Origin of the sequence: Microbispora amethystogenes (genome assembly GCF_016863015.1) — a bacterium.
GTDB lineage: Bacteria > Actinomycetota > Actinomycetes > Streptosporangiales > Streptosporangiaceae > Microbispora > Microbispora amethystogenes.
The window spans coordinates 15357-40088 of sequence record NZ_BOOB01000045.1; the positions used below are offsets into that span (position 1 = coordinate 15357).

Consider the following 24732-nt stretch of genomic DNA (forward strand, 5'->3'; position numbering starts at 1 on the left):
AGTGCGCTCCCGCCGGTCCTCGCCCCGGGCGACCCCGGCGACCCCGGCGGTCGCGGCGCTAGTTGCCTGCCCCGCCGTTCCTGCCGTTCCCGGTGGCGACGGTGCCCAGGCCGATCCAGTGGTCACCGACCGTCACGGCGCCGTTATTGAGCCACCCTCGGATGTCGCCGTTGTTCGGATCCACGGCCAGGTAGTCGGCTCGCCGGCCGGTGTTCAGGTCGGCCAAGTACGCGCGGCGACCGGAGGTGGCGACCCCCGTGTTCGTCCCGGACGCGACGACCCCGCCGTCGAGCCAGTGGTCGCCGGTGGTGTGGGCGCCGCGGTTGAGCCAGGCGTGGGCCGCACCGGTGGCGGGGTCGACGGCGAGGTAGTCATCCTTGCCGTCGCCGTCGCCGTCGCCGTCGCCGTCGCCGTCGCCGTCGCCGTCGCCGTCGAGGTCGGCGAAGGCGACCTGCGGGCCACCGGTGCGGACCCCGGTGCCGGTGCCGGAGGCGATCACACCCTGGTCGACCCAGCGGTCGCCGGCCCGGTCGGCGCCGACGTTGAGCCACAGGTGAGCCGAGCCGGAGCTCTGGTCGACCGCCAGGTAGTCGTCGCGGCCGTCGCCGTCCATGTCCGCGAAGTAGACCTGGACGCCGTTGCCGACGCCGGTTCCGGTCCCGGAGGCGATGATCCCGCGGTCGATCCAGTGGTCCCCGGTGGTGTCCGCGCCGTTGTTGATCCAGCCCTGGGCTAGGCCGGTGCCGGGGTCGACTGCGACGTAGTCGTCCCGGCCGTCGCCGTCGAGGTCGGCCCACCGCACCACGCGGCCGCCGGGCGCTACTCCGGTACCGATGCCCGAGGCGATGATCCCCCGGCTTGCCCAGTGATTGCCGCCCTGATCGGCGCCGTCGTTGAGCCAGGCCGCCACGGTGCCGCTCCCGTCCACGGCGAGGTAGTCGTCCCGGCCGTCGCCGTTGAGGTCGGCGAACGCGGCGGTGGCGAACCCCAGCGTCACCGACGGCGGCACGGTGCCGATCAGGCCGACGCCGGTGTTCGTGCCGGAAGCGATCACCCCGCGGTAGAGCCAGTGGTCGCCCGAGACGTGGGCCCCGACGTTGAGCCAGCCGTGCGTCGCGCCGTTGGTCTCGTCGAGGGCGAGGTAGTCGGCGAGGTGGTCGCCGTTGAGGTCACCGAACCGGACGCTCCTGCCGGTCCGGCTCACCCCGGTGTTCGTGCCCGAGGCGACGATGCCCTGGTCGATCCACTGGTCGCCGCCCCGCTCGGCGCCGTTGTTGAGCCAGGCGTGCGTCGAGCCGGTGGCGGGGTCGACGGCCAGGTACTCCACCCGCCTGTCCCCGTTGAGGTCGGCGAACTGGACCTCACGGGCGCCCTTCCCCACGCCGGTTCCGGTGCCGGAGGCGATCACGCCCCGGTCGATCCAGTGGTCACCGGACTGGTGGGCGCCGTTGTTGAGCCAGCCGTGCACGTTGCCGGTCGCCGGATCGACGGCCAGGTAGTCGTCCTTGCCGTCGCCGTTGAGATCCGCGAGCTCGACGACCCGGCCGTCCAGGGCGACCCCTGTGCCGGTGCCCGACGCCGTGATCCCGCAGCCGATCCAGTGGTCGCCGTCACGGTCGGCGCCGACGTTCAACCAGGTACGCATCGACCCGGTGGCGGGGTCGACGGCCACGTAGTCGTCCTTGCCGTCACCGTTGAGGTCCGCGAAACCTGCTCGCCGGGGTCCGCCCCCACCGGCGTCGCCGGGGGTGCACGTGGCCGTCTCGGGCATGGCGATGTCGTCGTCGAGCCAGCCCCGGTGGAAGGCGCTGAGGATGCCGAGGCTGAACGTCCTCGCCATCTTGGCGTACCCGGCGTCGTTGGGATGGACGTCGTCCGCGATGTCGGCGGTGGTGACCATCGCCATGCTGAGGTAGATGAGGTGCCGGCCGTTGTCGATCCGGCGCTGGATCATGCCGCCGAGGTTCTGGTTGAACTGCCGGATCCGGGCGTCGATCGCGGCGGTGCGCGAGGGCACCAGCGACGAGACGACCACGGTCACCCCCGGGTCCCCGGCGAAGATCTGGTCGATCACCCCGCCGAGGCGCTCCACCGCGCCGGAGGCCTGGTAGTCCTGGATCATGTCGTTGGTGCCGAGGTGCAGCGTGACGAGCTCGGGGCGGTAGGTGCTCAGCCAGTCCGGCAGGCGCGCGGCGATCTCGTCGATCCGCCAGCCGGAGTGACCCTCGTGCTGGACGTCCGCGGTGGACACGCCGTTCGCCTGGGAGCCCACGAAGTCGAACGTCACGCCGGCCGCCCGCAACCGCTCCTGGAGCGGTACGCGGTAACCGTTCATCGCCGTGCTGCCGACCCCCGCGGTGATCGAATCACCCAAGGCCATCACCCGCAGCGACGCTCCGGACGGCTGGAGCCCGCGCACGTGCCGTTCGAGCGTCCTCTTGATGATGCCGATCGTGCCCTCGTTGATCACTTCCTTGAGCTTGTCCACGATCGAGGTGCCGATCTGGGGCGCCCAGCTCTTCACGGTCGCATGGAGGGAGCTGGCCAGTTGGCGGCCGGCACTGGTGAGAAAGGTGACCGCTAAGCCGAGGGTCGCCAACGGCGATGGCGGCCGCGAGCGCGGCGCCCAACGCGTTGCCCCAGACGGTCCCGTCGATGGGGACGTCGTCCAGACGGGCGCTGAGGAGCTCCCCGAAGGCCGCGCCGAAACCGGAGCCGAGGGCGGCGCACAACGGCGCGGTGACGGGCGCCTCCGGGGCGGAAAAAATCAGGCAGAGCGCGCTGACGCTGACGGCGACGGCGAGATTGACCATGCCGACCAGGAACTTCCTCCAGACACCGTCCCAGACCCCGGAGACGGCGATGTCGCCCGCGGGCACCACGATCACGATGCTCGAACCGACGACCTGGATGCTCCCGTTGTAGTCGACGCCGTTGTCCGGGGCCTGATAGAGGCCCGGACCGTTCACCCGGCTCTGTTGACCAGCGACTGGCCCAGCGAGAGCCCGCCCGTCTGGTCCGCGCGGACGGCGGCGACCTGTTGGTTGATCAGCGTCTGCCACTGCTCCGGTCGCTCGCTGGTGTCGAAGTCGAGCGCCGCGACGAGGTCGTTGTCGTTGCCGGCCAGCGACCGGAGGCTTCCCGCCTCGCTCGCGCAGCCGACCCGCAGCGTCACGCCCCCGTCCCCGGCGGGCGAGCCGGCGAACGGCGAGGTGATCCGGGCGCACTGCCCGGCAGCGGCGGCGGCGACGGCCGGCCGGGCCGGACCGGCGACGGCCACGGCGAGGCAGAGCAGTAGGGCGACGAGGTGACCAGTTCTCCACCGCTGCACGGTTGTGGTCCTTCCAGGTGGACGGAGGCCTTTCCAAGGCACTGCGGATGGCTCAGGAAGCGGACGGCGGTCCTTCAACGTGCAGCCCGTCGAGCCCGGCAGGCAGGTCGCGACGCGAGCAGTACCCCGCAGGCGGACAAGGGGGTGGGCAACCGCGACGGGAGTGGTGGTTCAGCTCCGGCTGCTCACGGCTCGCCGGTGTTCTCGGTGGTCACGACCCGTGCCGCAGGTTCCGCGCCCCAGGCGGCGAGCAGCGGCAGGGTGCGCGCTGTCCGGGAGTGCGGGTCGACGGTGTAGAGAACGAGGTGCTGATCGGTTACCTGCGGCGCGACCAGCAACTCGACATCGAACGTGAGATCACCCCCGACCGGGTGCCGGATGCGGCGTGGGGCCGAGGAGTACTCGCCGACGGGGTGGTCGTCCCACCAGCGCGCGACGTTCGGATCGGCTCGGCGGAGCTCGGCGATGTCGTGCCGCAGGCGGCGGTCCTGCGGGTGCCGTGCGGCCTCGCGACGCAGACCGGCGACGGCCGCGTGGGCAGCGGCAGCCCAGTCGACGATGCGTTCGCGTGCGTCCGGGTCGAGCAGCAGGTATCGGGTGTAGGACGTCCCCGGCTCCATGGGGTGCCCGTAGACGGCGCAGAACAAGGCGTTCCGCGCCAGCACGATCCCGCGTCGTCCGATCACGAGGGCGGGCAGGTGGTCGAGCATGCTGATCACCCGGAGCAAGCCAGGATCCGGCCGTTGCGCGCGATAGGCGGTCGACCGCCCGCGGGGTGACCCGGGCGCGGCGAGGTCGTACAGGTGGGCGCGCTCGACCTCGTCCAGGCGTAGTGCCCCGGCCAACGCGTCGAGCACCTCGCGGGAGATGTTGGCCTGGCGGCCCTGCTCCAGTCGGCTGTAGTAGTCGGCACTGATCCCGGCGAGCATGGCCAGTTCCCCCCCCGGCGCAGGCCCGGCACCCGGCGCTCGCCGGGCAGCGGGCTGATGCCGGCCTGCCCAGGGGTGAGCCGGTCCCGTCGCGAGCGCAGGAAGGCCGCCAACTGAGTTCGATCACGGACCACGTATGCGACGGTATACGGCAAACACCCGAATCCGGGTGGTCCTGTCATGCCCAGGCAGGCATGGTCCCTGACCGGCAACGACGAACGCCTCGACCCCGGAACCGACGCCCTCCGGGACGTCCTGTCAATCGCCGTTCCAGGCTGCGGGCCGCCCTCGTCGAACGTGCCGGCAGGTCGAGCTGGTGTCCGGGGATCTCCGACGCGCGCGTCGCTCAGATACGTCACGTTTCACCGGCCGAGTCCGGAAGCCCCAGGAGCCCGGCCGGCCGATCGTGCGGAGGGTCAAGCCCCTGAACCTTGCCGGCATCGGCCCGCACCGGCAGCACCGCCAGCGCCTCCTCCACCCGCCCCTGCTCGGCCAACAGTCCAACCAACCGAGAGGCGGCTAGCCTGTCGCCGATGCCGGCGGCATCGCTGAGGAGGGGTTCGGCGTAGCGGTAGAGCAGCCGGTCCATGGCGGCGTTTCCAGCGCGCCGCTGGTCGTCCGGGTAAGTGAGGTGGTCGCAGAGGGCCTGCCAGCAGGTGGCCGGCACCTTGACCATGCGGCGCCGGGCCCCAGCGTGCTGCTGAAGGTAGTCGGCGACCTGGTAGCCGGCTCCACCTGCGTCCCCGCTGTCGGAAGCCCCTTTTCCTGGTCGGCCGCCTTCTCCAGTTCCTCCAGCAGTTCGGGGTCCACGACCATTCCAGCGGCCTGATGGTGGGCGCGGGCGGTGGTGGAGTCGACGCTGACCAGGCTCAGGTCCACTTGCCCGCGGGCACCGGCCTCGGCGATCACGGCTTCCATCAGGTGCTGGAACACCCCGGCCCTCACCCAGGACCGGAACCGGTCGTAGACGGTGGACCACGGCCCGTACTCCGCAGGCAGGTCCCGCCAGGGACTGCCCGTGCGGAACCGCCACATCACCCCGTTGAACTGCCGCCGCTGGTCCGGGACCGGGCCCCGCTCGCCCAACGGCAGATGGGGCTCGATCAAGAACCACTCGTCATCGGTGAGGTCACCACGCGCCACGACGAGATGATCTACCAGCGTCAACGGCTCCGACGGAGCTGAATGGACAACGGCATGATCTCAACTCCGTACAGGCCCTAGTCTGCGAGCAAAGGGAGCAGCGCCGCCTCAAGGTCCGTCGGCGCGCGGTAGTGGACACCGATCATGCCGAGGGCACTCGCCGCGGCGACGTTCTCGGCCCGGTCGTCCACGAAGAGGCAGCGCTCCGCCGGGGCGCCCGCGTGCTGGACGGCGATCTCGTAGATCCGCCGGTCCGGTTTGATCACGCCCACGTCGTAGCTGCTCACCACGTGATCGAAGGCGTCGTGCAGCTCCAGCTCGGTCAGGTGGGCGGCCAGCTCGGAGGTCGCGTTGCTGACGAGCACGACGGGGACGTGGGCGCGGGCCCGCGTGAGCAGCGCCAGCACCTCCTCGTCGGCCCAGGTGCGGGCCGTGATCCACTCGCCGATGAGCGCGTCCGCCCGCGCGGCCGAGCCCACCAGCCCGGCGAGGACCGGTACGGCCGAGGCCATCCACTCCTCACGGGTCACGAGGCCGGTCAGCGCCGGGACGAGCAGCGGCGACGCGCCGGTCACCCGGGCCACCGTCCCCGGCTCCACGCCGTACGCCCGCTCGATCTCCGCCTGCTGCTCCAGGTCCTGCAACTTCAGGACGCCGTCGAAGTCGCACAACACGGCGTCGAATGGTCTGCCCGCCACGACCCCGAGCCTACGCGGCGAGTGCCGCGTAGAAGGCGAGGTGGCGTTCGGCGGCGGCGGACCACGTGTGGCGGGCGGCCAGCTCCCGGCCCGCCGTACGCTTGCCGGGGTCGTCGTCGGCGAGGGCGTCGCGCAGCTCGGCGGCGAGGCCGGGCGGCCCGGCGGCGAAGCGTGCGGCGGGGCCGAAGACCTCCCGCAGCACCGGCAGGTCGCGCACCACCAGGGGCACGCCCGCCGCGAGCGCCTCCATCGCGGCCAGGCCGAAGCCCTCCTTCAGCGAGGGGAAGGCGAACACGCCCGCGCCCGCCACCAGCGACGGCAGGTCGGTGTCGGGCACCGGGCCGAGAACCACTGGGTCGGCGCCCAGCTCCGCCGCGCGGGCCTCCCACCGCGCCCGGTAGTCGCGGTAGTCGAAGAGCGTCTCGCCGCCCGCGATCACCAGCCGTACGTCCGGGTGCGTCCCGCGCAGCAGCGCGTACGCCTCCAGCAGGTCGAGCGAGCCCTTGCGCGGCTCGATGCCCCCGACCGTCAGGACGTAGGTCCCCAGGTGGCGGCGCCACTCGCGCACGGCGGCCGGGCCGGCGGACGCGAACCGCTCGGCGGCGACGCCGTTGGGGATCACCGTGGCCCTGATGCCCCAGCCCGCCTCCAGTTCGGCCGCCACCGCCGCCGACACGCAGACGTGCGCGTGCGGGGTGACGATCGCGCGCTCGTGGCAGGCGGCCAGCTCAGGGGTGGTGAAGTGGTCGATGTGGTGGACCGTGCGCACGCAGTCGCCCGCCGCGTTGGCGCTGATGCAGTCCTGCGCGTGCACGACGTCGTAGGAGGCGGAGGCCGGGGCGAACGCCGCCCGCAGCACGGCGATCGACCGCAGCACCCGCGCGCCGACGCCCTCGCCGGGGATGTCGGGGAACGGCACCACCCGCAGCCGTACGGCGGGCTCGACCGGGCGGAAGAACCCGGCGTCGCCGCCCCGGCCGAGCGTCCACACCGTCACCCGCTGCCCGGCGGCCGCCAGCGCCTCGGCCAGTGCGAGGGTGTGCACGACCCCGCCGCGCGGCTTGGTCGAGTAGCTGAGCAGCGCGATGTTCACGTGGGGGTCTCCCGGTAGGCGTCCGGCCTGCGCTCCCGGATGTGGTGGAGGATGCGCCGGGCGCGGTCGATCTCGGCCGCGACGTCGATCTCGGCGACGGCGAGCCCGGCCTTGGACCAGGTGCGGGCGAGCACGTCGCCGCCCGGGCCGACGACCTTGGCCTGCCCGAGGAACCGCATGCCGCCCATCACCCCGGTCTGGTTGGAGGAGGCGAGCACGACCTGGTTCTCGGCGGCCCGCGCCTGGTCGTACAGGTCGAAGAGCCGCGACTGCCGGTCCTGGGCCATCCGCGGCGCGCGGTTGGTGACGCTGGTCGGCCAGGCCGACAGGCAGGCGAGGATCTGCGCGCCGCCGAGGGCGAGGCTGCGGGCCGACTCCGGGAAGGTCTTGTCGTAGTCGATCAGCATCCCGATCCGCCCGGCGGGGGTGTCGAACGCCTCGAACCGGTCGCCCGGCGCGTAGGCGGCCGTCTCGCCCGCCGGCAGGTGCACCTTGCGGTGCAGGCCGAGCACGCCGTCGCCGCTGACGCAGACGGCGGCGTTGTAGCGGGCGTCGCCGCCGTCCTCGCAGAACCCGACGCACACGACCATCTCGGCGGCGAGCGCCGCCACGCGGGCGATCACCGCGTCGTCCGGCTTCAGCGCGGGCGGCAGCGCGTCGGGGTCCGGGCGGCGCAGGTCGGCGAGGTAGCCGCCGAGCGCGGCGTCGGGCAGCACCAGCAGCCCCGCGCCCGCGCCGCGCGCGTCGGCGATCAGTTTGGCCACGCGGGCGAGATCGAACTCCAGGTCGCGGCCGAAGTGGGCGGCCGCGGCGGCGATCCGCAGCACGGTCACGGCCGGCCTTCGCGCCGCGGCCCGTACGCCTCCGGGCGGCGGTCGCGCAGGTGGCCCATCGACCGGCGGGCGGTCTCCAGCGCCGCCGGCACGTCGATCTCCGCGACCGCCATGCCGGTCCCGACGCCGGTCTCGGCGAGGATCTCGCCGCCGGGCTCCACGACCTTCGCGCTGCCGACGAAGCGCAGCGACCCGAACGTGCCGGCCTGGTTCGCCGACAGCCACACGATCTGGTTCTCCAGGGCCCGCGCCCGGTCGAACAGGTCGAACCTCCGCTTCCAGCGGTCCCGCTCCAGGTCCGGCGCGGCGTTCGTCCGGGATCCCGGCCAGGCCGACACGCACACGCCGATCTGCGCGCCGTCCAGGGCCAGCGCGCGGGCGGCCTCCGGGAACGCCTTGTCGTAGCAGATCATCATGCCGATCCGGCCGACCGGCGTGTCGAAGGCGCCGAACCCGTCGCCGGAGGAGTAGCTGGCGTTCTCGCCGAGCGGCTGGTGGACCTTGCGGTGGTTGCCGAGGACCCCGTCGCCGCTCACGCACACCACGCTGTTGTAGCGGGCGCCGCCGCCGTCCTCGCAGTAGCCCGCGACCACGACCATGTCGCCGGCGAGCGCGGCGAGCCGCCGGATCTCCGGGCCGTCCACGGCGAGCGGGGGAGGTCCCGCGTCCGCGGCGTCGCCGTCCAGGCTGAGGAGGTAGCCGCCCAGGCACGCCTCGGGCAGCGCGAGCAGCCGTACGTCGCCGGTGCGGGCCTCCTTGATCAGGCGTTCGGCGACCGCGAAGTCCTCTTCGAGGTCGCGGCCGAACTCGGCGGACACGGCCGCCATGCGAAGGGCGCTCACGCGGTCCCCAATCCGGTCACCGGGCCGCCGACGGCCTCCGTGACCTCTCCGTCGGGCCAGCGCAGCGACACGCCCCGCCCGGTGGTCAACTCCCCGCAGACACGCGAGACGGCCGGGCCCGCGGGCGGCGCCGGCGCGTCCGGCCGGTCCGCCGTCAGCATGCCGAAGCCGGGAAAACAGGTGAGCCAGTCGCCCATGGAGGCGGCGGCCGGGCGCGGCGCGGCGGCCACGTCCAGCACGGCTCCGCAGCCTCCTGCCTCGGCCAGCATGCCGAGCGTGCCGGCGATCCCGGCCATCGACACGTCCTTGGCGGCGGCGGGCCGGGCCGCCGCGACCGCGCCCAGCATCTCTTTCAGCTCATCCGTACGGCGGCCGGTGGTGGAGTCCCACTGGCGGCCCCGGTAGCCCGGCCGCCACCCGCCGCCGAGGTCGGCGGTGAGCCGCACGGCGTGTCCCGGGCGCCCGCCGCCTCCCGGCACCGGCCGCGTGGTCCGTCCCAGCGCGGTGACCGACAGCGCCGCCGGCACCCCGAGCTGCGTGTGCCCGCCGAGCACCGGCACGCCGTACGCGCGGGCGGCCCGCGCGAGGCCGTCGATCACCCGGGCGGCGTGCGCGGCGTCGGGCGCGGCGAGCGCGTCGAGCAGCCCGGCCGGGGCGGCGCCCATCGCGGCGAGGTCGTTGAGGTTGACCAGCACGGCGCACCAGCCGGCCCACTCCGGGTCCCGCTCGACCATCGACGGCACGATCGCGTCGCAGGCGGCGACGAGATCGCTGCCGGGCACCGGCGCGCCGTCGTCGCCGACGAAGCCCGGCCCGCCCAGCCGCGCCGGACCGCCCGGCAGGGCGGCCAGCAGCGGGCCGAGCGCCGACTTGGCCCCGGCCGCCTGCGCCGCGATCCGGCCGATCGGGTGGCGCATCAGCACGTGCAGGGCGCCCGCGACCTCCACGGGCCGCACCCGCGCCCAGCCGAGCCGCCGGAAGAACGCCTCCGCCCCGGCCCGTACGGTCGCCTCGAACCGCAGCGCGCCCTCCGCCTCGGCGCGGGCGCAGGCCGCCCGCACCAGCGCCGCGCCGATGCCTCCGCCCACATGGTGCGTGCCGCGGGCGGCGGGAGCCACGACCAGCCGCCCGCCCGTCCACCAGCCGATGTCGGGGCCGTCGCAGGCCGGGCCGAGCCGCACCCCGCCGGCGACCGAGCCGGCCGGGTCCCGGGCCACCAGCACGACCGTGCGCGGGTCGTCGTCCCGGTCGTCGAGGTCGTGGCCCTCGAACAGGCCCTGTTCCCGGACGAACGCCTCCCGGCGTAGGCGGTGGTAGGCGGCCAGGGTCGCGGCGTCCCCGGCCTGCTCGATCCGGAAGCCGGTCCGCCGGGCCAGCGTGCTGTGGTCGCCGAGCAGCGCGAGGATGTCCGGTGGGGTCTCCCGCGCCGGGGCCCGCGTGCCGCCGGTCGAGCTGCCGTCGAGATACACGGCCCTCACCCGCCCGCCGCGCTCAGCACGCCGCACGCCCCGCAGGCGGCGCAGCCCGCGCCCTGGTCCGCGCCGCGCATGCCGGCCGCGCGCAGCAGCGCCGCCACGCTCTCGGTGACGTGCCGCAGCACCCCGGCGGTGGGCGCGCCGATCCCGTCGCGGGCGGCGAGCGTGCCCCGCATCGGGCGGAACGGGACCACGAAGGGGTAGACCCCCCGGTCGATCAGCCGGCCCGCGCCCGCGATCAGCTCGCCGGGGTCCTCGCCCAGCCCGACCAGCAGGTACGTCGAGACGCGGTTACGCCCGAAGACCCGCACCGCCTCGTCCCAGGCGGCCTCGTACTCGCGCAGCGGCACCGACGACTTGCCCGGCATCCAGCGCCGCCGCACCTCCTCGTCCAGCGACTCCACGTGGATGCCGATCGCGGTGGCCCCGGCCTCGCGCAGCGCGCCGATCCAGGAGAGGTCGCCCGGCGGCTCGCACTGCACCTGGATCGGCAGCCCCGGCACGGCCTCCAGCACGGCGCGCACGCACCGCGCCAGGTTCCGCGCGCCCCGGTCGGGCCCGGCGGTGGTGCCGGTGGTCATCACCATCTGCCGGACGCCGTCGAGCCGCACCGCCGCCTCCGCCACCTCGGCGAGCTGGGCGGGCGTCTTGGCGGCGGTCGTGGCGCCCGACCGCAGCGACTCCTCGATGGTGCAGAACCGGCAGCGGTCGGCCTCGCCGTACCGGACGCAGGTCTGCACGACGGTCGTGGCCAGCACGTCCGCGCCGTGCAGCCGGGCGATCCGCTCGTAGGGCACGCCGTCGGCGGTGACCAGGTCGTAGAACCGGGGCCTGCGGACGGGGACCAGCGTGACGCCGGTGTCCTGCTCGCCGAGCCAGACCGTGCCGTCCCGCACCGTGAACGGGCTGTCGGGGTTGACCGGGAGCGCGGCGCCGGCGCCGTCGACGAGGACGTGGCCGTCGCCGCTCGGCCCGGCGCCCTCCGGCCGCCGCACGGGGGTGTCCAGCGCCACGCCGCGCAGGGCCAGCTCGGCGCGGGTCAGTATCCGTACGTCGGTCACGGCTAGAGCTGGTAGGTGGAGTTGATGACGGCGCCCTTGCGGGCGTAGTGGATCAGCGCGTCCTGCACGTCCAGCGGGTGGGTCGGGATGACGCCCTCGATCAGGTCCTCCTCGCGGGCGCCGTGCAGGGACAGGCCGAAGCGGCAGCAGTAGACCTTCCCGCCCTCGGCGATGAACGTCTTGAGCTGGTTGTTGATGTTGTGCTCGCCCGGGAAGGCCGAGTTGCCGGTGGTCGGGAAGCCGCGGGTGGCCAGGCAGTTCAGTGAGCCGGGGCCGTAGAAGTAGATGGCGGTCTCGAAGCCCTTGCGCAGGGCGCGGGTGGCCTGGAGCACGGCCACGAAGCTCACCGACGACTCGTGCGCGATCCCGTGGACGAGCGTGAAGTACGACTCGCCGTTCTCGGCCTTGTAGTCGGGGAAGACCTTGGTGGTGCCGTAGATGGTGGAGCCCTCGGGCAGGGACGGGTGGGGGATCTCCTCGATGCTCTTCTTCTCGAGGTCGTTCATGTCGACGGTCATGGGTGTCTCCTTCGATGGGTGGGGTCAGTCGTAGAGGGAGGCGAAGGTGTCGTGGAAGACGAGGCGGCCCAGGTCGCCGCCGCCGGTCGCGGCGCTCATCCGGGCGTGCTCGCCCGCGAAGTCGCCCCACGGCTGGTCGCTGGCGAACAGCACCCGGTCGTGACCGAGGCCGCGCCGCTCGATCTCCCGGGCCAGCCAGTACGGCGCGAAGCCGATGGCCCAGGACAGGTCGGTGTAGACCCGTTTGCCGGCCGCGATCCAGTCGAAGAACCGCGAGCCGGCCAGCTTGATGTGGCCGCTCATCCCGCCGCCGAAGTGCACCAGGTGGACCGGCACGCGGTCGGCGTACCACTCGACCAGGTGGCCGACCTCGTCGACGTCGGAGGCGGCGCCGGGGGAGGTGTGGACGTGGACGACCAGCCCGTGCCGCGCGGCCGCCGCGAAGATGCGGTCGAGCCCGGGCCGGCAGGCGGGGTCGGTGGGGCGGCCGCCCAGCAGGAAGCTGAGCTTCAGGGCCCGCACGCCCGACTCGCCCGCCAGGGCGAGGGCGCGGGCGGTGCGTTCCTCGTCGCGCGGCAGCGGCGAGACCCACAGCCCGGCGCGGACGCGGTCGTCGGCCTGCGCCGCCTCCAGCGCGAGGTCGTTCAGCGCGAAGGCGGCGTCCGGGTCGGGCACGCCGTAGTTGGGCAGCACGAGCGCCCGCTCGGTGCCCTCCGCGTCGAGGTCGGCGAGGAGCCGCTTGACGGTCGCGCGGGCGGTGACGTCCGGGTTCACGGGAGGGCCGCCGTAGAAGGGATGGGCGGGCAGCACGCCGATGTGGCGGTGCGCGTCGAAGACCATGGTGGAGACCATGTCGTCACCCGACCGGGAGAGCGGGGGAGAGTTCGGCGGGGGCCCCGGTGAGTGCCCCGCACACGTCGGCGAGCCGCCGGGACGCCTCGATGTGGGCGGCCAGGAACTCGGCGTCCCGGCCCACGGCCTCCAAGCGGCCCGAGCCCCACGTGTGCTGCCAGGGCAGCCCGAGGAAGTACAGCCCCGGGCAGCTCGTCACGCCGCGCCAGTGCATCGGGTAGCCGCGCCCGTCGAACGCGGGGATCTCGATCCAGCGGTGGTCGCGGGTGAACCCGGTCGCCCAGACGACCGAGGTGATGCCGGCCTCCGTCAGGTCGAGGGAGCGCACCGGCTCGCCGGGGTCCCAGACCGGGACGTAGCGGGGCTCTTCGGGGGCCGCGACGCCGCGGGCCGCGATGTGGGCGTCGATGGCGTCCTTGATGCCCTCGGCCACCGCGTCGGCCCGGTCGAGGTTGTCCTTCAGGTCGTCGGCGAACTCCAGCCTCGCGCCGTCCACGCCGGTCAGCCGGCCGTACAGGCGCATGCCGTCGCGGGCGAAGGCCCGCAGGTCGATGTCGCGCCCGCCGTCGCGGCCGGTGACGTAGTGGTTGGCGCGCATCCGCACGGCGTCGGCGTCGCCGAACTCGTCGATGCTCCTGGCGTAGTGGCCCATGTCGTGCAGCCAGGCCACGCAGTCCCGGCCGCGGTAGAAGCGGGCCACCCGGGGCGCGCCGCCGACCGCGAGATGCACCCGGCGGCCGGCGAGGTGGAGGTCCTCGGCGATCTGGCAGCCCGACTGCCCGGTGCCGACCACCAGGACCTCTCCCTCGGGGAGCTGGGCCGGGCGGCGGTACCGCGAGGAGTGGACCTGCTCGATCCCGGCCGGCAGCCGCTCGGCCAGGCGGGGGAGCGACGGCGCGTGGTAGGGGCCGGTCGCCACCACCACCTGGTCGGCGGTGAGGTCCCCGGCGGTCGTCGCGATCTCGAAGATTCCGCTCACGGCCCGCCGCACCCGGGTCACCCGTACGCCCTCGACCAGCGGCGGCCCGAAGGAGGCGGCGTAGTCCTCCAGGTAGCGGACGACCTCCTCGCGGACCATGAAGCCGTCGGGGTCGGCCCCCTTGTAGGGGAAGCCGGGCAGGTCGCACTGCCAGTTGGGGGTCACCAGGCAGAAGGAGTCCCAGCGGCGCTCGCGCCACTCGTGGGCCACCCGGTTCGCCTCGATGACGACGTGGTCGACGCCGCGCCGGCCCAGGCAGTGGCTGATCGACAGCCCGGCCTGTCCGCCGCCGACGACCGCCACCGGGTAGTGTGCCCCGGCGAGCCGCGGCGTGCTGTGTGCTGCCATCCGGACCTCCAGGCGGTGCCATCGCTCTCGTGAGGCCCACTTCAGTCCGGGTGTGTTACCGATCGGCGGCATCCGGAATAAAAAGCCGTTGCCGAACGACCACCCTGCGTCACCGTACGAGGTGATGGCCACCGGGGCTGAACGCGTCCATGAACAGCCGGTCGGCTCCGGGCAGGGAGGCCAGCCGCAGCAGCAGGTCACGGGTCGCCATGCGCAGGCGACCGGACGGCGCCATCCAGGGGAGGAAGCGGCGTCCGGACGCCTGCACGCGGGCGGCGACCGGCCGCATCCGCGCGGCGTACCGGGCGAGGGCGGGGGACAGGTCGCCCAGGGTGGCCGTGCCGAGTTCGCCCGTGCCGAGTTCGCCCGTGCCGAGTTCGCCCGTGCCGAGTTCGCCCGTGCCGAGTGCAACCGTGCCGAGCTCGTCCGCGAGCGTCCGCGCCGCGGCCATCGCGAGGGACGCGCCGTGCCCCGCGAACAGGGAGACGGCCTGGCAGGAGTCGCCGAGCAGCACCACCCGGCCGTTGCTCCACCGGCCGGCCTCGATCTGCGTCACCTGGTCGTAGTAGAGCGCCGGGGGCCGTGGGCACCGGTCCAGCACCTCGGGCAGGATCCAGCCGAGGTGACCGAACCGCTGCCGGAGGAACCCCGCCGGGTCGTCCGGCAGGGCAGGGCCGGGCTCACGCGACAGGAACAGCAGCGCGAGCCCGCCCCCGCGCACCGCGTAGGCCCCGGCCATGAGCCCCGGCTCGGTCAGCATGCGGTAGCGCGTGCCGACCCGGCGGCCGAGGTCCTCGTCGTGGAGGACGTACGCGGCGACGTGGTGACCCAGGTAGCGGACGAACCGGTCCGCCGGCCCGAACACCAGCTCCCTGACCCTGGAGTGCACGCCGTCGGCGCCGATCAGCAGGTCCACCTCGTGCCGGGTGCCGTCGGTCAGGTCCACCTCGGCGCCGCCGCCGTCCTGCCGGACCGCCGCGACCGTGGTGCTGTACCGGACCGGCGCGCGCACCTCCTCCGCGAGCACGCGGGCGAGGTCGCCCCGCAGCAGGCTGATCACCCCGGCGAAGCCCGCCTTGACGGCGAGGCGGCTGGTCTGCCGCCCGTCCCGGTCGAGGAACCCGATCTCGTGGACGGGATGCCGGACCTCCTCCAGCCGGGGCCGCAGCCCCATCCGCTCGGCCACCTCCAGCCCCGGGCCGTAGAAGTCGATCATGTAGCCGCCCTCGCGGAACGCCGGGGCGTGCTCGACGAGTTCGACCTCCCCACCTGCCCGTTCGAGATGCCAGGCGACGGTGAGCCCGGCGATCCCGGCTCCGCAGACGATCGCTTTCATGGTCCTGCTCCCTCCTGACGCACCATCGCCCGCAGCGGTCCGGCCAGAGTGGTGAGGTCGAGGCCGGGGTCGAGCCCCCGGTGCAGCACCAGGCCGTCGATCGCCGCGACCAGGACGGCCGCGGTCGCCTCGGCGTCACCCGCGTGCCCGCGCGCACGGAGCCAGGCGGCGACGCGGGCGCGCGAGTCCGCGACGATCTCGTGCAGCCGTTCGCGAAGCTCGGGCAGCCGGGCCGCCGCCAGATACATCTCGACGATCAGCAGCGAGGCGGGATCGGTCCCCGTGTAGCCGGACAGTTCGCCGAGCAGCCACTCGACGCCGCCACCGAGGCCGGGCTGCTCGCTCAGCCGCCGCGTGAAGTCCTCCAGCATCGCGCCGGCGACACCCGTCGAGGCCGCGATCAGCAGGGCCGAGTCGCGACATGGCCCGGGCGGGGCCGGGGAGAGGTGCGTAACCTGGGAGGACGCGAGCGGCGCGCGAGGGGGGTGACGCGCGGGATCATGACTGTCACGGTGTTCCTCGGCCTCGTGGCGGCGGCCCTCCTCGGGCTGGGCTTCGTCGCGCAGCAGCACGTCGCGTACACCGAGCCGCTGGGCGAGATGCTGCACGTGCGCCTGCTGTTCGACCTCGCGCGCAAGCCGGTGTGGCTGGCCGGGATCGCCCTGATGGTCGGCGGCCAGGTCGCGGGCGCGCTGGCGCTGCGGCGCGCCGACGTGGCGTCCGTGGAGCCGCTTCTCGCGACCAACCTCATCTTCGCCCTGGGCGCGGCGGCCCTGCTGTACCAGGAGCGCCTGGGCGGGACGGAGTGGCTGGGGGCGGTGCTGGTCAGCGGGGGCGTCGCCGCGTTCCTGGTGGCCGGGCGCCCGCACGGAGGCGGGATGCCGGCCTCGGGATCCCTGGCGTGGATCGCCGTGCTCGTCGTGGTCGCCGTCGCCGCCGGAATGGTCGCGGTGGCGCTGCGCATGCCCCTGCAGACCAAGGCGATGCTGTTCGCCGCCGCGGCCGGGGCGTTGTACGGCCTGCAGGACGCGCTGACCCGGGGGGCGCTGCTCACGCTGGCGCGGGGACCGGGGGCGCTGTTCGCCTCCTGGCAGCCCTACGCGCTGCCGGTGATCGCGGTGACCGGCATCCTGCTCAACCAGAGCGCGTTCGACGCCGCGCCGCTGCGGATCTCGCTGCCCGCCACCACGGCGACCGAGCCGATCGTCGGCATCCTTCTCGGCGTCGCCGTCTTCGGGGAGCGCCTGCGCGTCGACCCCCCGGCCCTGGCGGGGGAGGTGGGCGGGCTCGTCGCGCTGGTGGCGGGCATCGTCGTCCTCGGTCGCTCGCCGTTCCTGCACAAGTCGGAGCAGGGGCCGAACGGCCGCCCCGCCGCGCCATGAGCCGGAGGCGAGCGGTACCGGGCTGAAAGGTACATGGGCGGCGGGGGCGGTTCCGCCCCCCGCACAGGTCGTGGTGTCCCGCTGTGAACGGCCAGGTCGGAGGGGTCGTGGTGCGGCCCCGGCAGCCGGGCGGCGGTGCGACGGCTGATCTTACAGGCCTGAGTCAGGGTTGCCGACAGCGTCGTGTCGGCTACGATCGCAGCATCTTCGGGAGCGCTCCCCATCTCGCCCGGAACCCCCCACCGGAAGATGGAGACCCAACAGTGCACACGCAGTCACACCCTCACGCACGCCCCCGCGCCCGCCGCTGGGCGCCGCGCCTCACGGCCCTGCTGACCTCGGCCGTCGCCTGCCTCGCCCTGTGGGCGGGCGCCGCCTCCGCCCATGGCTCGGTCGTGGACCCCGCCTCGCGCAACTACGGCTGCTGGCAGCGCTGGGGCAGCGACTTCCAGAACCCCGCAATGGCCCAGCAGGACCCCATGTGCTGGCAGGCGTGGCAGGCCGACCCCATGGCGATGTGGAGCTGGAACGGCCTCTACCGCATGTACCTCGGCGGGAACTTCCAGGGCTCCATCCCCAACGGGCAGCTCTGCAGCGGCGGCCACGCGGAGAACGGCCGTTACAACGCGATGGACGCGGTCGGCGCGTGGAAGGCGACCGGCATCCGCAATTCCTTCTCCGTCAAGCTCAACGACCAGGCTCACCACGGCGCCGACTATCTCCTCGTCTACGTCACCAAGCAGGGCTTCGACCCCACCAAGCAGGCCCTCACCTGGAACGACCTGCAGTTGCTCACCAAGACCGGCAGGTACGCCCCCGCTGACTACTACACGGTCAACCTCAGCACGTCCGGACGCACCGGCCGGGCGGTGGTCTACACGATCTGGCAGGCCTCGCACATGGACCAGGCGTTCTTCTTCTGCAGCGACGTGAACTTCACGGGCTGACGTCCCGCCGAAACCAGCGGGTCCCGCCGGACACCGTCCGGCGGGACCCGCGTGCGGCCGGGGGATCAGCTGACGGTCAGGACGTGCCCGTGGTCCGCGTGGGCGCCGGTGGAGGCCGCCGCCGCCCCGGCGGTCCGGGCGGTGGGACGGGTGTCCGGCCCGGGCAGGTCACGGCTGAAGGCGTAGACGACGGCCGCCGTGGCGATCGCGCCAGTGTTCAGCGCGAGGGCCTTGTCGTTGAGGTTCGCGATCGTGTCGCACGCCTTGTGGTAGCAGGAGTCGTACGCCTGGCCGGCGGTGCCGCCGAACAGCGCCTGCTCCTCGGGGGTCTTGACGCCCTCGGCGCCGGTGAACAGCCCGCCGGCGGGAACTCCGGCGTCGATGAACGGCCCGTAGTCCGACCGCCCGTCGAAGTCGGTGCCCACGTGGCCCTGCCGGAGGGTGTTGAAGTACTTCTCGAAGAGCTTCTCGATCTCGTCGGAGCCGGCCGGCCCGGCGGGCGCGCCGGTGGCGTCGGAGTCGTCGCCGTCGTAGATCTTCAGCGCGTAGTTGGGAGAGGCGACCATGTCGAAGTTGAGATACAGCTTGATCTTGGCCAGGTCCGCCGGCGACAGGCTCGCGACGTAGTGCTCCGAGCCGAGCAGGCCCAGCTCCTCGGCGCTCCAGAAGGAGAAGCGCAGCGTGTTCCGGGTGGGGATGGCGCCGAGCTTGGCGGCGACCTCCAGGATCGCGGCGCTGCCCGAGCCGTTGTCGTTGATGCCCGGCCCCGGCACCACGCTGTCGAGATGCGCGCCGATCTGCACGACCTTGTTCGGGTCGCCCCACCTGGAGTCGGCGATGACGTTGTGGGTGGTGCGGATCTCGCTGGTGGTGCTCGTCTTGACGTGGACGACGGTCCCGGCGGTGCCGGCCAGTTCCTGGCCGACCGCGAAGCTCACGCCCACGACGGGAATGTGCACGGTGGGCTCGCCCAGGGTGCCCTGCAGGGTCTCGGTGCGCCCCGGCTGGCCCTCGTTCATGATGATGACGCCGGCGGCCCCGGCGGCCTGCGCGTTCTCCGCCTTGACCTGGAAGGTGCAGGTGCCGCGCTGCACCAGCGCGACCGCGCCGGCCGGGAACGAGGCGAAGTCGGCGGCCTCGCAGCCGGAGGTGGAACTGCTGGGGGTCGGCCCGGGCGGCAGCATCAGGTCGACGTTCCGGACGGCGGCCGTGACGTCGCCGGAGCCGGAGTAGGTCATCGTGGCGAAGTCCCCGACGCTGCTGCCGTCCGGCGGAGTCGGCGCGTACGTCTTCGGGGCCGGAGCGGTGCGCTCCAGGGTCGCGATGGCGTTCTCCTTGAAGAACGGGAACTCGAACGCCTGCAGGGTCACCTTGTAGCCGGCCTTCTTCAGCACCCCGGCGACGTAGTCGCGCGAGGCCACGTGGCCGGGAGTGCCGGCGGCCCGGGTGTGACCGTTGGCGTCGGCGATCTGCTGCAGCTTCGTCAGGTGCTTCTTCACCGCCGACGCGACGATCGTCTGCACGATCCGTGCGGGATCGGGCTCGGCGTTCGCCGGCGCGGCGGGCAGGAGGGGAAGCACGAGGGCGGACGCCGCGACGGCGGCTGCGGCCCGCATGCCGAGGGTGGCGCGCATTGGGCTCTCCTTCGGGTCCAATGACGATCCGAGACGGCCCAGCAGGCTGGGGACCGAGATCGGCCTCCGCTGGACACTGATCGGGAAACTAACCGCGTTCCGCCGGTGTGGGAAGGCCCTCTTTTCCGGAAGGTTTTCCGGACGCCACCTTTCCTGGTGGAAAAATCAGCTTTCGGTCGCCCAGTCGAGCAGAGACCCGGCGGTGTCCCAGCGGCGGCTGGAGACGTCCTCGCCGAGGATGACGCCGATCAGCCGGTGGTCGTGGCGGTCGGCCGCGAAGGCCAGGCAGAACCCGGCGGCGTTGGTGGAGCCGGTCTTCACACCGATCGCGCCGGGCAGGCCGAGCATGTGGTTGGTGTTGGACCAGTCGTACTTACCGTCGTCCGTCGAGTGGTGCCGGGTCGAGGTGATCTCGGTGAAGACCGGGTCGCGCAGCGCGATCGCCGCGAGGCGGGCCTGGTCGCGGGCGGTGGAGTAGCCGTCGCCGTCGCGCGTGGGCAGCCCGTCGGCGTTGACGTAGTGCGTGTCGTTCAGCCCGAGGCTCTTGGCGGCGGCGTTCATCTTGGCCGTGAAGCCGGCCACTCCCGGGCCGTACGCGCGGGCCAGGGCGTGCGCGGCGTCCGCGCCCGAGGGAAGCATCAGCGCGTAGAGCAGTTCCCCGACCGGAAGGCTGTCGCCGGGCTCAAGATCGGCCGTCGTGCCGTCGTTGGCCTCGGCGTAGGCGACGTCCTCACGCTTGATCGTCACCTCGTCGGACAGGTTCGCCTCGCGCAGCACGACGTAGGCGGTCATGATCTTGGTGAGGCTGGCGACCGGCATCCGCTCGCCGGCGTTCTTGTCCAGCAGTTCCTGCCCCGTGGTCGCGTCGAAAAGATAGACGGCGCGGCCGTACGCGTGCGGCGCCGCGTACGCGGGAAACGCCGGGGTGTGTTCGCGGACCAGAGCGGCGGCCGGTCCGGGAGCGGCCGTGGCGGGCTGCGCGAGCGCGGGCGACGCGACCCCCGTGAACAGGGCAAAGGCCGCCATGGAGACACCAAGGAAAAGCTTACGGGTCGGCATGCGTTTCAGCGTGCCATGACGATTCCTGCACTCCGGATGATTAATAGCAAAAGATTGGCAAAGCGCGTGACTAATGTGACTTCAGGAGGTTTGAGAAATAACTGGTAGCGCGGTGAGGGGTGGTCGCGGGACCGGATACGTATTCCTGCCGATGTGCCCGGCCGCCGGGTTGCCTACCGTCGAGGACGCCGACGAGACCCCGAGGTGAGCCATGCGCGTGCCGACCGCGTTCCTGTCCACCCTCCTGTTCACGCTCCTGTCCGCCGTCCTCACCGTCCCCTCCCCGGCGACTGCCGCCGTGGCCGGGACCAAACCCCCGCCCGGCGGCGTCGACGTCGTCTACCAGCGGGCCGTCTTCGGCCCCGGCACACGGGAGGGCGTGAAGGCGGGGAAGACCCTCTCCTTCGCCGCCCCCGTGGGCACGATCTCCTACACCGACGCGCTCGGCACGAAGAGCTGGGAGTACGCCCGGTGGACCGGCCCCGAGCGGCCGGTCGGGTTCGCCGCCACCGAACTGGTGGCCTCGTGGACCGCCGACGTCCCGGCCGGAAGCTGGCTGCAGGTCGAGATGCGCGGCCGCCACGCCGCCGGGCAGACGAAGTGGTACGTCCTCGGCCGCTGGGCGTACGGCGACGAGGACATCCGCCGCACGTCGCTGTCGGGGCAGCGTGACGCCGACGGCACGGTCTCGGTCGACACCTTCGTGGCCGCGGCGGGCAGGGCGATCACCGCGTACCAGCTGCGCGTGACCTTGTACCGCACGCCGGGCTCGGCCGTACGGCCGGTGGTCCGCACGCTCGGCGCGATGGCCTCCGCAGTTCCGGACCGGGAGACCGTGCCGGTGAGCCCGGGCGGCGTCGCGTGGGGCGTCGAACTGCCCGTGCCGCGCCGTTCGCAGAACGTCCACGAGGGCCACTACCCCCAGTGGGACGGCGGGGGAGAGGCATGGTGCAGCCCGACCTCGACCACCATGGCGCTCGGCTACTGGGGCAGGTGGCCCAGCGGGCGGGACACCTCCTGGGTGGACCCCTCCGATCCCGACCCCGAGGTCGACTACGCCGCCCGATACACCTACGACTACGCGTACGAGGGCGCGGGCAACTGGCCGTTCAACACCGCCTATGCCGGGCGGTACGGCATGGAGGGGTTCGTCACCCGGCTGCGCTCGCTGACCGAGCTGGAGCGGCTGATCAGGGCGGGCGTCCCGGTCGTCACCTCCCAGTCGTTCAAGGCGGAGGAGCTGCCCGGCGCGGGATACAACACGAACGGCCACCTCATGGTGATCATCGGCTTCACCGCCACGGGCGACGTGATCGCCAACGACCCCGCCTCGCGGGACGACACCGCGGTGCGGCGGGTCTATCCCCGGGCGAACTTCGAGAACGTCTGGCTGCGCAGCACCGGCAGCGGCGGGATCGTCTACGTCATCCACCCGCCGGGTCACCGGCTGCCCGCCACGACGCCGGGCCTGCCGGCCAACTGGTGACCCTGCCGGTCCGGGGCTAGCGGAAGGTGGCCGCGTTGCGCCGCGCCCAGTCCGAGAACGGGCGCGGCGCGCGGCCGAGGACCCGCTCGACCTCCGGGCTGACCCGCCGCTCACCGGGGGTCGGCTCGCCGAGGATGGCCAGGGTGCCGTCGGCCACCTCCTCGGGCATGAAGGCCGCCATCAGCGCGCGTGCCTCGTCGCGGCTCTGCTCGGTGAACCGCACGGGTTCACTGAGCGCGTCGCCGAGTGCGGCGGCGATCTGGCGGGGAGAGACCCGCTCCGGCCCGGTGAGCTCGTAGACCCGGCCGTCGTGGCCGGGCTCCCGCAGGGCCGCCGCCGCGACCTCGGCGATGTCGCCGGGATCGACGACCGGCAGCGCGACGTCTCCGAAGGGGGCGGTCACCGCGCGGCGCAGGCGGACGGACTCCGCCCAGGCGAAGGCGTTGGAGGCGAAGCCGCCCGGCCGCAGGATCGTCCACTCCAGCCCCGAGTTCCTGACCTCGGTCTCGTCCTCCAGCGCCCGCCGGCCGTGGCCCGGGGAAAGTGGGCGCGTCCCGGCGGACTGGGAGGACAGCAGGACGACCCGGCGCACCCCGGCCTCCGCGGCGACGCGGAGGATCGGCCGCACGTTTCCGCCCAGGGCCAGGTAGTCACCCGGCGTCACCAGGAACAGGGCGTCCGCCCCCTCCAGCGCGGGGCGCAGGCCGGCCGGATCGGCCAGGTCCGCGGCGATCATTCGGGCAGCGTGACGTCGCGGCGCGATGGGGCTGCCCGACCGGCACGCTCGCCGCCGAGCTGGACAAACGCGGCGAGGGCGGGCTGGACGCGGAGGCGGGGAAGGTGATCCGGCTGTTGCTCGACTGGGCCGAGCGCCAGTTCCGCGAGCTGGGCCTGCCCGAGCCCGACGGGCTGGCACTGACCCTGGTGGGCGCCTATCAGGGCATGTCGCTGCTTGCCAACGCGCTGCGCGACCCCGAGATCATGACACGCGAGGGCAACCGGCTGCTCGGCTGGATCGGCTCGCTGCCCGGATGAGCCTGGGTCAGCCCGAGCCGGCCTCGCGCCGCGACAGGAGCGTGGTCAGGGCGGTGGTTCGCGCGTCGTCCCAGCCGTCCGGCGGCGCGATCCGCGCCCAGGCGGCGGCCATCTCGCCGTCGTAGTCGTGACCGTGGCCGGGCGGCGCGTCGAGGGAGAACACCAGATCCGCGGTGACCTGCCAGAACGTGACGAACGGATACCAGCGGATCCAGGGCAGCACGTCGTCGCCGCGCCGTTCCTCCAGCCAGTCCGGGCGGCCGAGGACCAGCCGCGGGGTCCACCACACGATCGGATCCGAGGGGTGCTGGAGGTAGACCACCCGCGACCCGGCCCAGGCGGAGGCGGGCGCGGCCAGGTCGGTGGGCCCGTTGGCGAAGCGCACGGTCTCGCCGTCCCGGTAGACGGGCAGCACCTCCCGGCTGCCCGGGTCGCGGTCGTCCACGAACCGCCGCCACAGCGGGCTGCTGTCGGGCGGGCCGACGAACAGCGCGCCGCCGGTGCGCTCGCGCAGGTCGCGGTCGTCGCGGAAGGCCGACTCCGCGCCGAACGCCCCCAGGCTCTCCCCGAACACCAGCAGCCGGGGCCGGTGACCGGCGGGCAGTCGCGCCCACCGCGCGTACACCTGGCCGAACAGCTCACGCCCCGCCGCCGTGACGCGCTCACGGTCCACCAGGAACGACAGCCAGCTCGGCAGGTAGGAGTACTGCATCGAGACCAGCGCGGTGTCTCCTCCGTACATGAACTCCAGGGCGGCGGCCGCCTGGGGGTCCACCCAGCCCGTGCCGGTCGTCGTGATCACGCACAGCACCGCCCGGCGGAACGCGCCGGTCCGGTCGAGTTCCCGTACGGCGAGGGCGGCCCGCTCGCGGGCGGTCGCGGCCGAGTCGAGCCCCGCGTAGACCCGGACCGGCGGGAGCGCGGGCCGCCCGGTGAAACCGCTCAGCTCCCCGACGGCGGGGGCGCCGGCGACGAACGCCCGGCCCTCCAGGCCGAGCGACGCGAAGGAGACGAGGGAGGAGGGGCCGCCCGAGACGGTGGCGGACCGGGGCGGCGAGGTGCCGGGGGCGGTCTCGCTGTTGATCGCCGCGAAGCTGTTGTCGGCCCCTCTGAGCAGCGCCTCGGTGAGAATCCCGTCGGTGAGCAGGACGGCCAGCACGCCCACGCCGAGCCCCGCGGCCAGCCGCGCCGCCGTGGCGGGGATCCACCGGCCGAGCACGCCTCCGAGCGCGCGGGCCGCGACGCGCAGCGCCCGGGCGGCGGCCAGCAGGAGCAGGAACACCGCCGCCGCGACGAACGGCACGCCGAGGTAGCCGAGCCGTTCCGGCGGGCGCAGCCCCATCAGCGGGTAGATGGCCCGCTGGGCACGTACGCCGAGGACCAGCGACGCGGCGCCCAGCCCGCAGCCGAACGTCGCGACCAGGCGGCGCACCCGCCGCCGTCCCGTACGGCGCCAACCCTCGCGCCACCTCTCGCGCCGGGCCTCGGGACACCAGCGGGCGACCGGGGCGGCGCTCCGGCGGGCCAGGGCGCCGGCGGTCACGCCGGCCAGGTATCCGGTCACGGTCAGCACCCCCGCGATGATCCCCTGCAGCGGCCACGAGCGGGGCAGCAGCGACGGAGTGAGGGACAGGCAGAAGAAGATCGCGGCGAACAGGATCCCGGCCGTGTCCAGCGCTGCGCCGAGCCGCACCCGCCCTTCCCGCATCAGGCCCCCGATTCACCGCCTGCCGCCGATCTCGCGGAGCAGG

At 73.6% G+C, this 24732-nt stretch carries 24 protein-coding genes and 1 pseudogene; 5 read left to right on the forward strand and 20 right to left on the reverse strand.

What is annotated here, in order from left to right:
• Nucleotides 1-58 precede the first annotated feature (58 nt).
• Nucleotides 59-2524, reverse strand: a complete 2466-nt coding sequence (locus tag Mam01_RS27355; RefSeq protein WP_204288040.1) for an FG-GAP-like repeat-containing protein — start codon at nucleotides 2522-2524, stop codon at nucleotides 59-61.
• 80 nt (nucleotides 2525-2604) lie between these two features.
• Between Mam01_RS27355 and Mam01_RS27360 the strand changes: the two genes are divergently transcribed.
• A complete protein-coding gene (locus Mam01_RS27360) occupies nucleotides 2605-2925 on the forward strand; it encodes a hypothetical protein (RefSeq protein ID WP_204288041.1) in 321 nt (106 codons plus the stop codon).
• A 40-nt stretch (nucleotides 2926-2965) separates the two neighbouring features.
• Here the strand turns inward: Mam01_RS27360 and Mam01_RS27365 are convergent, their stop codons facing one another.
• From Mam01_RS27365 to Mam01_RS27430, 15 genes and pseudogenes are all read right to left on the reverse strand, one after another.
• A complete protein-coding gene (locus Mam01_RS27365; RefSeq protein WP_204288042.1) occupies nucleotides 2966-3331 on the reverse strand; it encodes a hypothetical protein in 366 nt (121 codons plus the stop codon).
• 185 nt (nucleotides 3332-3516) lie between these two features.
• On the reverse strand, nucleotides 3517-4260 hold the full coding sequence (locus tag Mam01_RS27370; RefSeq protein WP_204288043.1) for a helix-turn-helix transcriptional regulator: 744 nt from the start codon (nucleotides 4258-4260) through the stop codon (nucleotides 3517-3519).
• 355 nt (nucleotides 4261-4615) lie between these two features.
• Nucleotides 4616-4936, reverse strand: a complete 321-nt coding sequence (locus Mam01_RS36980) for a hypothetical protein (protein WP_239101666.1) — start codon at nucleotides 4934-4936, stop codon at nucleotides 4616-4618.
• 149 nt (nucleotides 4937-5085) lie between these two features.
• Nucleotides 5086-5403, reverse strand: a pseudogene (locus Mam01_RS37770) (transposase); the annotation flags it as partial.
• Between the two features lie 77 nt (nucleotides 5404-5480).
• Nucleotides 5481-6101, reverse strand: a complete 621-nt coding sequence (locus Mam01_RS27380; protein WP_204288045.1) for an HAD-IA family hydrolase — start codon at nucleotides 6099-6101, stop codon at nucleotides 5481-5483.
• Between the two features lie 10 nt (nucleotides 6102-6111).
• Entirely contained in the window at nucleotides 6112-7194 is a 1083-nt protein-coding gene (locus tag Mam01_RS27385; protein WP_204288046.1) for an MSMEG_0565 family glycosyltransferase, read from the reverse strand.
• Nucleotides 7191-8027: a carbon-nitrogen hydrolase family protein gene (locus Mam01_RS27390; protein WP_204288047.1), complete on the reverse strand. Its 837-nt coding sequence runs from the start codon at nucleotides 8025-8027 to the stop codon at nucleotides 7191-7193. Before Mam01_RS27390 ends, Mam01_RS27385 begins: the two co-directional genes overlap by 4 nt.
• Nucleotides 8024-8869, reverse strand: a complete 846-nt coding sequence (locus Mam01_RS27395; protein WP_204288048.1) for a carbon-nitrogen hydrolase family protein — start codon at nucleotides 8867-8869, stop codon at nucleotides 8024-8026. The genes Mam01_RS27390 and Mam01_RS27395 overlap by 4 nt, the downstream gene beginning before the upstream one ends.
• The gene (locus tag Mam01_RS27400; RefSeq protein ID WP_239101667.1) at nucleotides 8866-10374 is read right to left on the reverse strand and encodes an MSMEG_0567/sll0787 family protein; all 1509 of its coding nucleotides are present in this window, start codon (nucleotides 10372-10374) and stop codon (nucleotides 8866-8868) included. Before Mam01_RS27400 ends, Mam01_RS27395 begins: the two co-directional genes overlap by 4 nt.
• Nucleotides 10344-11405 carry an MSMEG_0568 family radical SAM protein gene (locus Mam01_RS27405; protein WP_204288049.1) on the reverse strand — a complete coding sequence of 354 codons (1062 nt, stop codon included), beginning with the start codon at nucleotides 11403-11405 and terminating at the stop codon, nucleotides 10344-10346. Before Mam01_RS27405 ends, Mam01_RS27400 begins: the two co-directional genes overlap by 31 nt.
• 2 nt (nucleotides 11406-11407) lie before the next feature.
• Entirely contained in the window at nucleotides 11408-11923 is a 516-nt protein-coding gene (locus Mam01_RS27410; protein WP_150934393.1) for an MSMEG_0572/Sll0783 family nitrogen starvation response protein, read from the reverse strand.
• Nucleotides 11924-11947: 24 nt separating this feature from the next.
• A complete protein-coding gene (locus tag Mam01_RS27415; RefSeq protein WP_204288050.1) occupies nucleotides 11948-12775 on the reverse strand; it encodes an amidohydrolase family protein in 828 nt (275 codons plus the stop codon).
• 4 nt (nucleotides 12776-12779) lie between these two features.
• A complete protein-coding gene (locus Mam01_RS27420; protein WP_204288051.1) occupies nucleotides 12780-14102 on the reverse strand; it encodes an MSMEG_0569 family flavin-dependent oxidoreductase in 1323 nt (440 codons plus the stop codon).
• Between the two features lie 109 nt (nucleotides 14103-14211).
• Complete coding sequence (locus Mam01_RS27425) at nucleotides 14212-15438, reverse strand: FAD-dependent monooxygenase (protein ID WP_204288052.1); 1227 nt, start codon at nucleotides 15436-15438, stop codon at nucleotides 14212-14214.
• A complete protein-coding gene (locus Mam01_RS27430) occupies nucleotides 15435-15809 on the reverse strand; it encodes a TetR family transcriptional regulator C-terminal domain-containing protein (RefSeq protein ID WP_204288053.1) in 375 nt (124 codons plus the stop codon). The genes Mam01_RS27425 and Mam01_RS27430 overlap by 4 nt, the downstream gene beginning before the upstream one ends.
• Nucleotides 15810-15938: 129 nt before the next feature.
• Between Mam01_RS27430 and Mam01_RS27435 the strand changes: the two genes are divergently transcribed.
• Both Mam01_RS27435 and Mam01_RS27440 read left to right on the forward strand, forming a co-directional pair.
• Entirely contained in the window at nucleotides 15939-16820 is an 882-nt protein-coding gene (locus Mam01_RS27435; RefSeq protein ID WP_150934388.1) for a DMT family transporter, read from the forward strand.
• A gap of 263 nt (nucleotides 16821-17083) precedes the next feature.
• Nucleotides 17084-17767, forward strand: coding sequence for a lytic polysaccharide monooxygenase auxiliary activity family 9 protein (locus Mam01_RS27440; RefSeq protein WP_204288054.1), 684 nt, complete (start codon nucleotides 17084-17086; stop codon nucleotides 17765-17767).
• A 65-nt stretch (nucleotides 17768-17832) separates the two neighbouring features.
• On the opposite strand, the gene Mam01_RS27445 is transcribed toward Mam01_RS27440, so the two are convergent.
• Together Mam01_RS27445 and Mam01_RS27450 are read right to left on the reverse strand one after the other, a co-directional pair.
• Nucleotides 17833-19401 (reverse strand): M28 family metallopeptidase, encoded by a 1569-nt coding sequence (locus tag Mam01_RS27445; protein WP_204288055.1) that lies wholly within the window; start codon nucleotides 19399-19401, stop codon nucleotides 17833-17835.
• Nucleotides 19402-19566: 165 nt separating this feature from the next.
• Nucleotides 19567-20427 carry a D-alanyl-D-alanine carboxypeptidase family protein gene (locus Mam01_RS27450; protein WP_239101668.1) on the reverse strand — a complete coding sequence of 287 codons (861 nt, stop codon included), beginning with the start codon at nucleotides 20425-20427 and terminating at the stop codon, nucleotides 19567-19569.
• Nucleotides 20428-20671: 244 nt separating this feature from the next.
• On the opposite strand from Mam01_RS27450, the gene Mam01_RS27455 reads away from it, so the two are divergent.
• Nucleotides 20672-21946, forward strand: a complete 1275-nt coding sequence (locus Mam01_RS27455) for a C39 family peptidase (RefSeq protein ID WP_204288057.1) — start codon at nucleotides 20672-20674, stop codon at nucleotides 21944-21946.
• 16 nt (nucleotides 21947-21962) lie between these two features.
• Here the strand turns inward: Mam01_RS27455 and Mam01_RS27460 are convergent, their stop codons facing one another.
• The gene (locus Mam01_RS27460; protein ID WP_204288058.1) at nucleotides 21963-22682 is read right to left on the reverse strand and encodes an NAD(P)H-binding protein; all 720 of its coding nucleotides are present in this window, start codon (nucleotides 22680-22682) and stop codon (nucleotides 21963-21965) included.
• Between the two features lie 104 nt (nucleotides 22683-22786).
• Between Mam01_RS27460 and Mam01_RS27465 the strand changes: the two genes are divergently transcribed.
• Entirely contained in the window at nucleotides 22787-22981 is a 195-nt protein-coding gene (locus Mam01_RS27465) for a hypothetical protein (protein ID WP_204288059.1), read from the forward strand.
• A 7-nt stretch (nucleotides 22982-22988) separates the two neighbouring features.
• Here the strand turns inward: Mam01_RS27465 and Mam01_RS27470 are convergent, their stop codons facing one another.
• Nucleotides 22989-24674, reverse strand: a complete 1686-nt coding sequence (locus tag Mam01_RS27470; RefSeq protein WP_239101669.1) for an alpha/beta hydrolase — start codon at nucleotides 24672-24674, stop codon at nucleotides 22989-22991.
• Nucleotides 24675-24732: the final 58 nt, after the last annotated feature.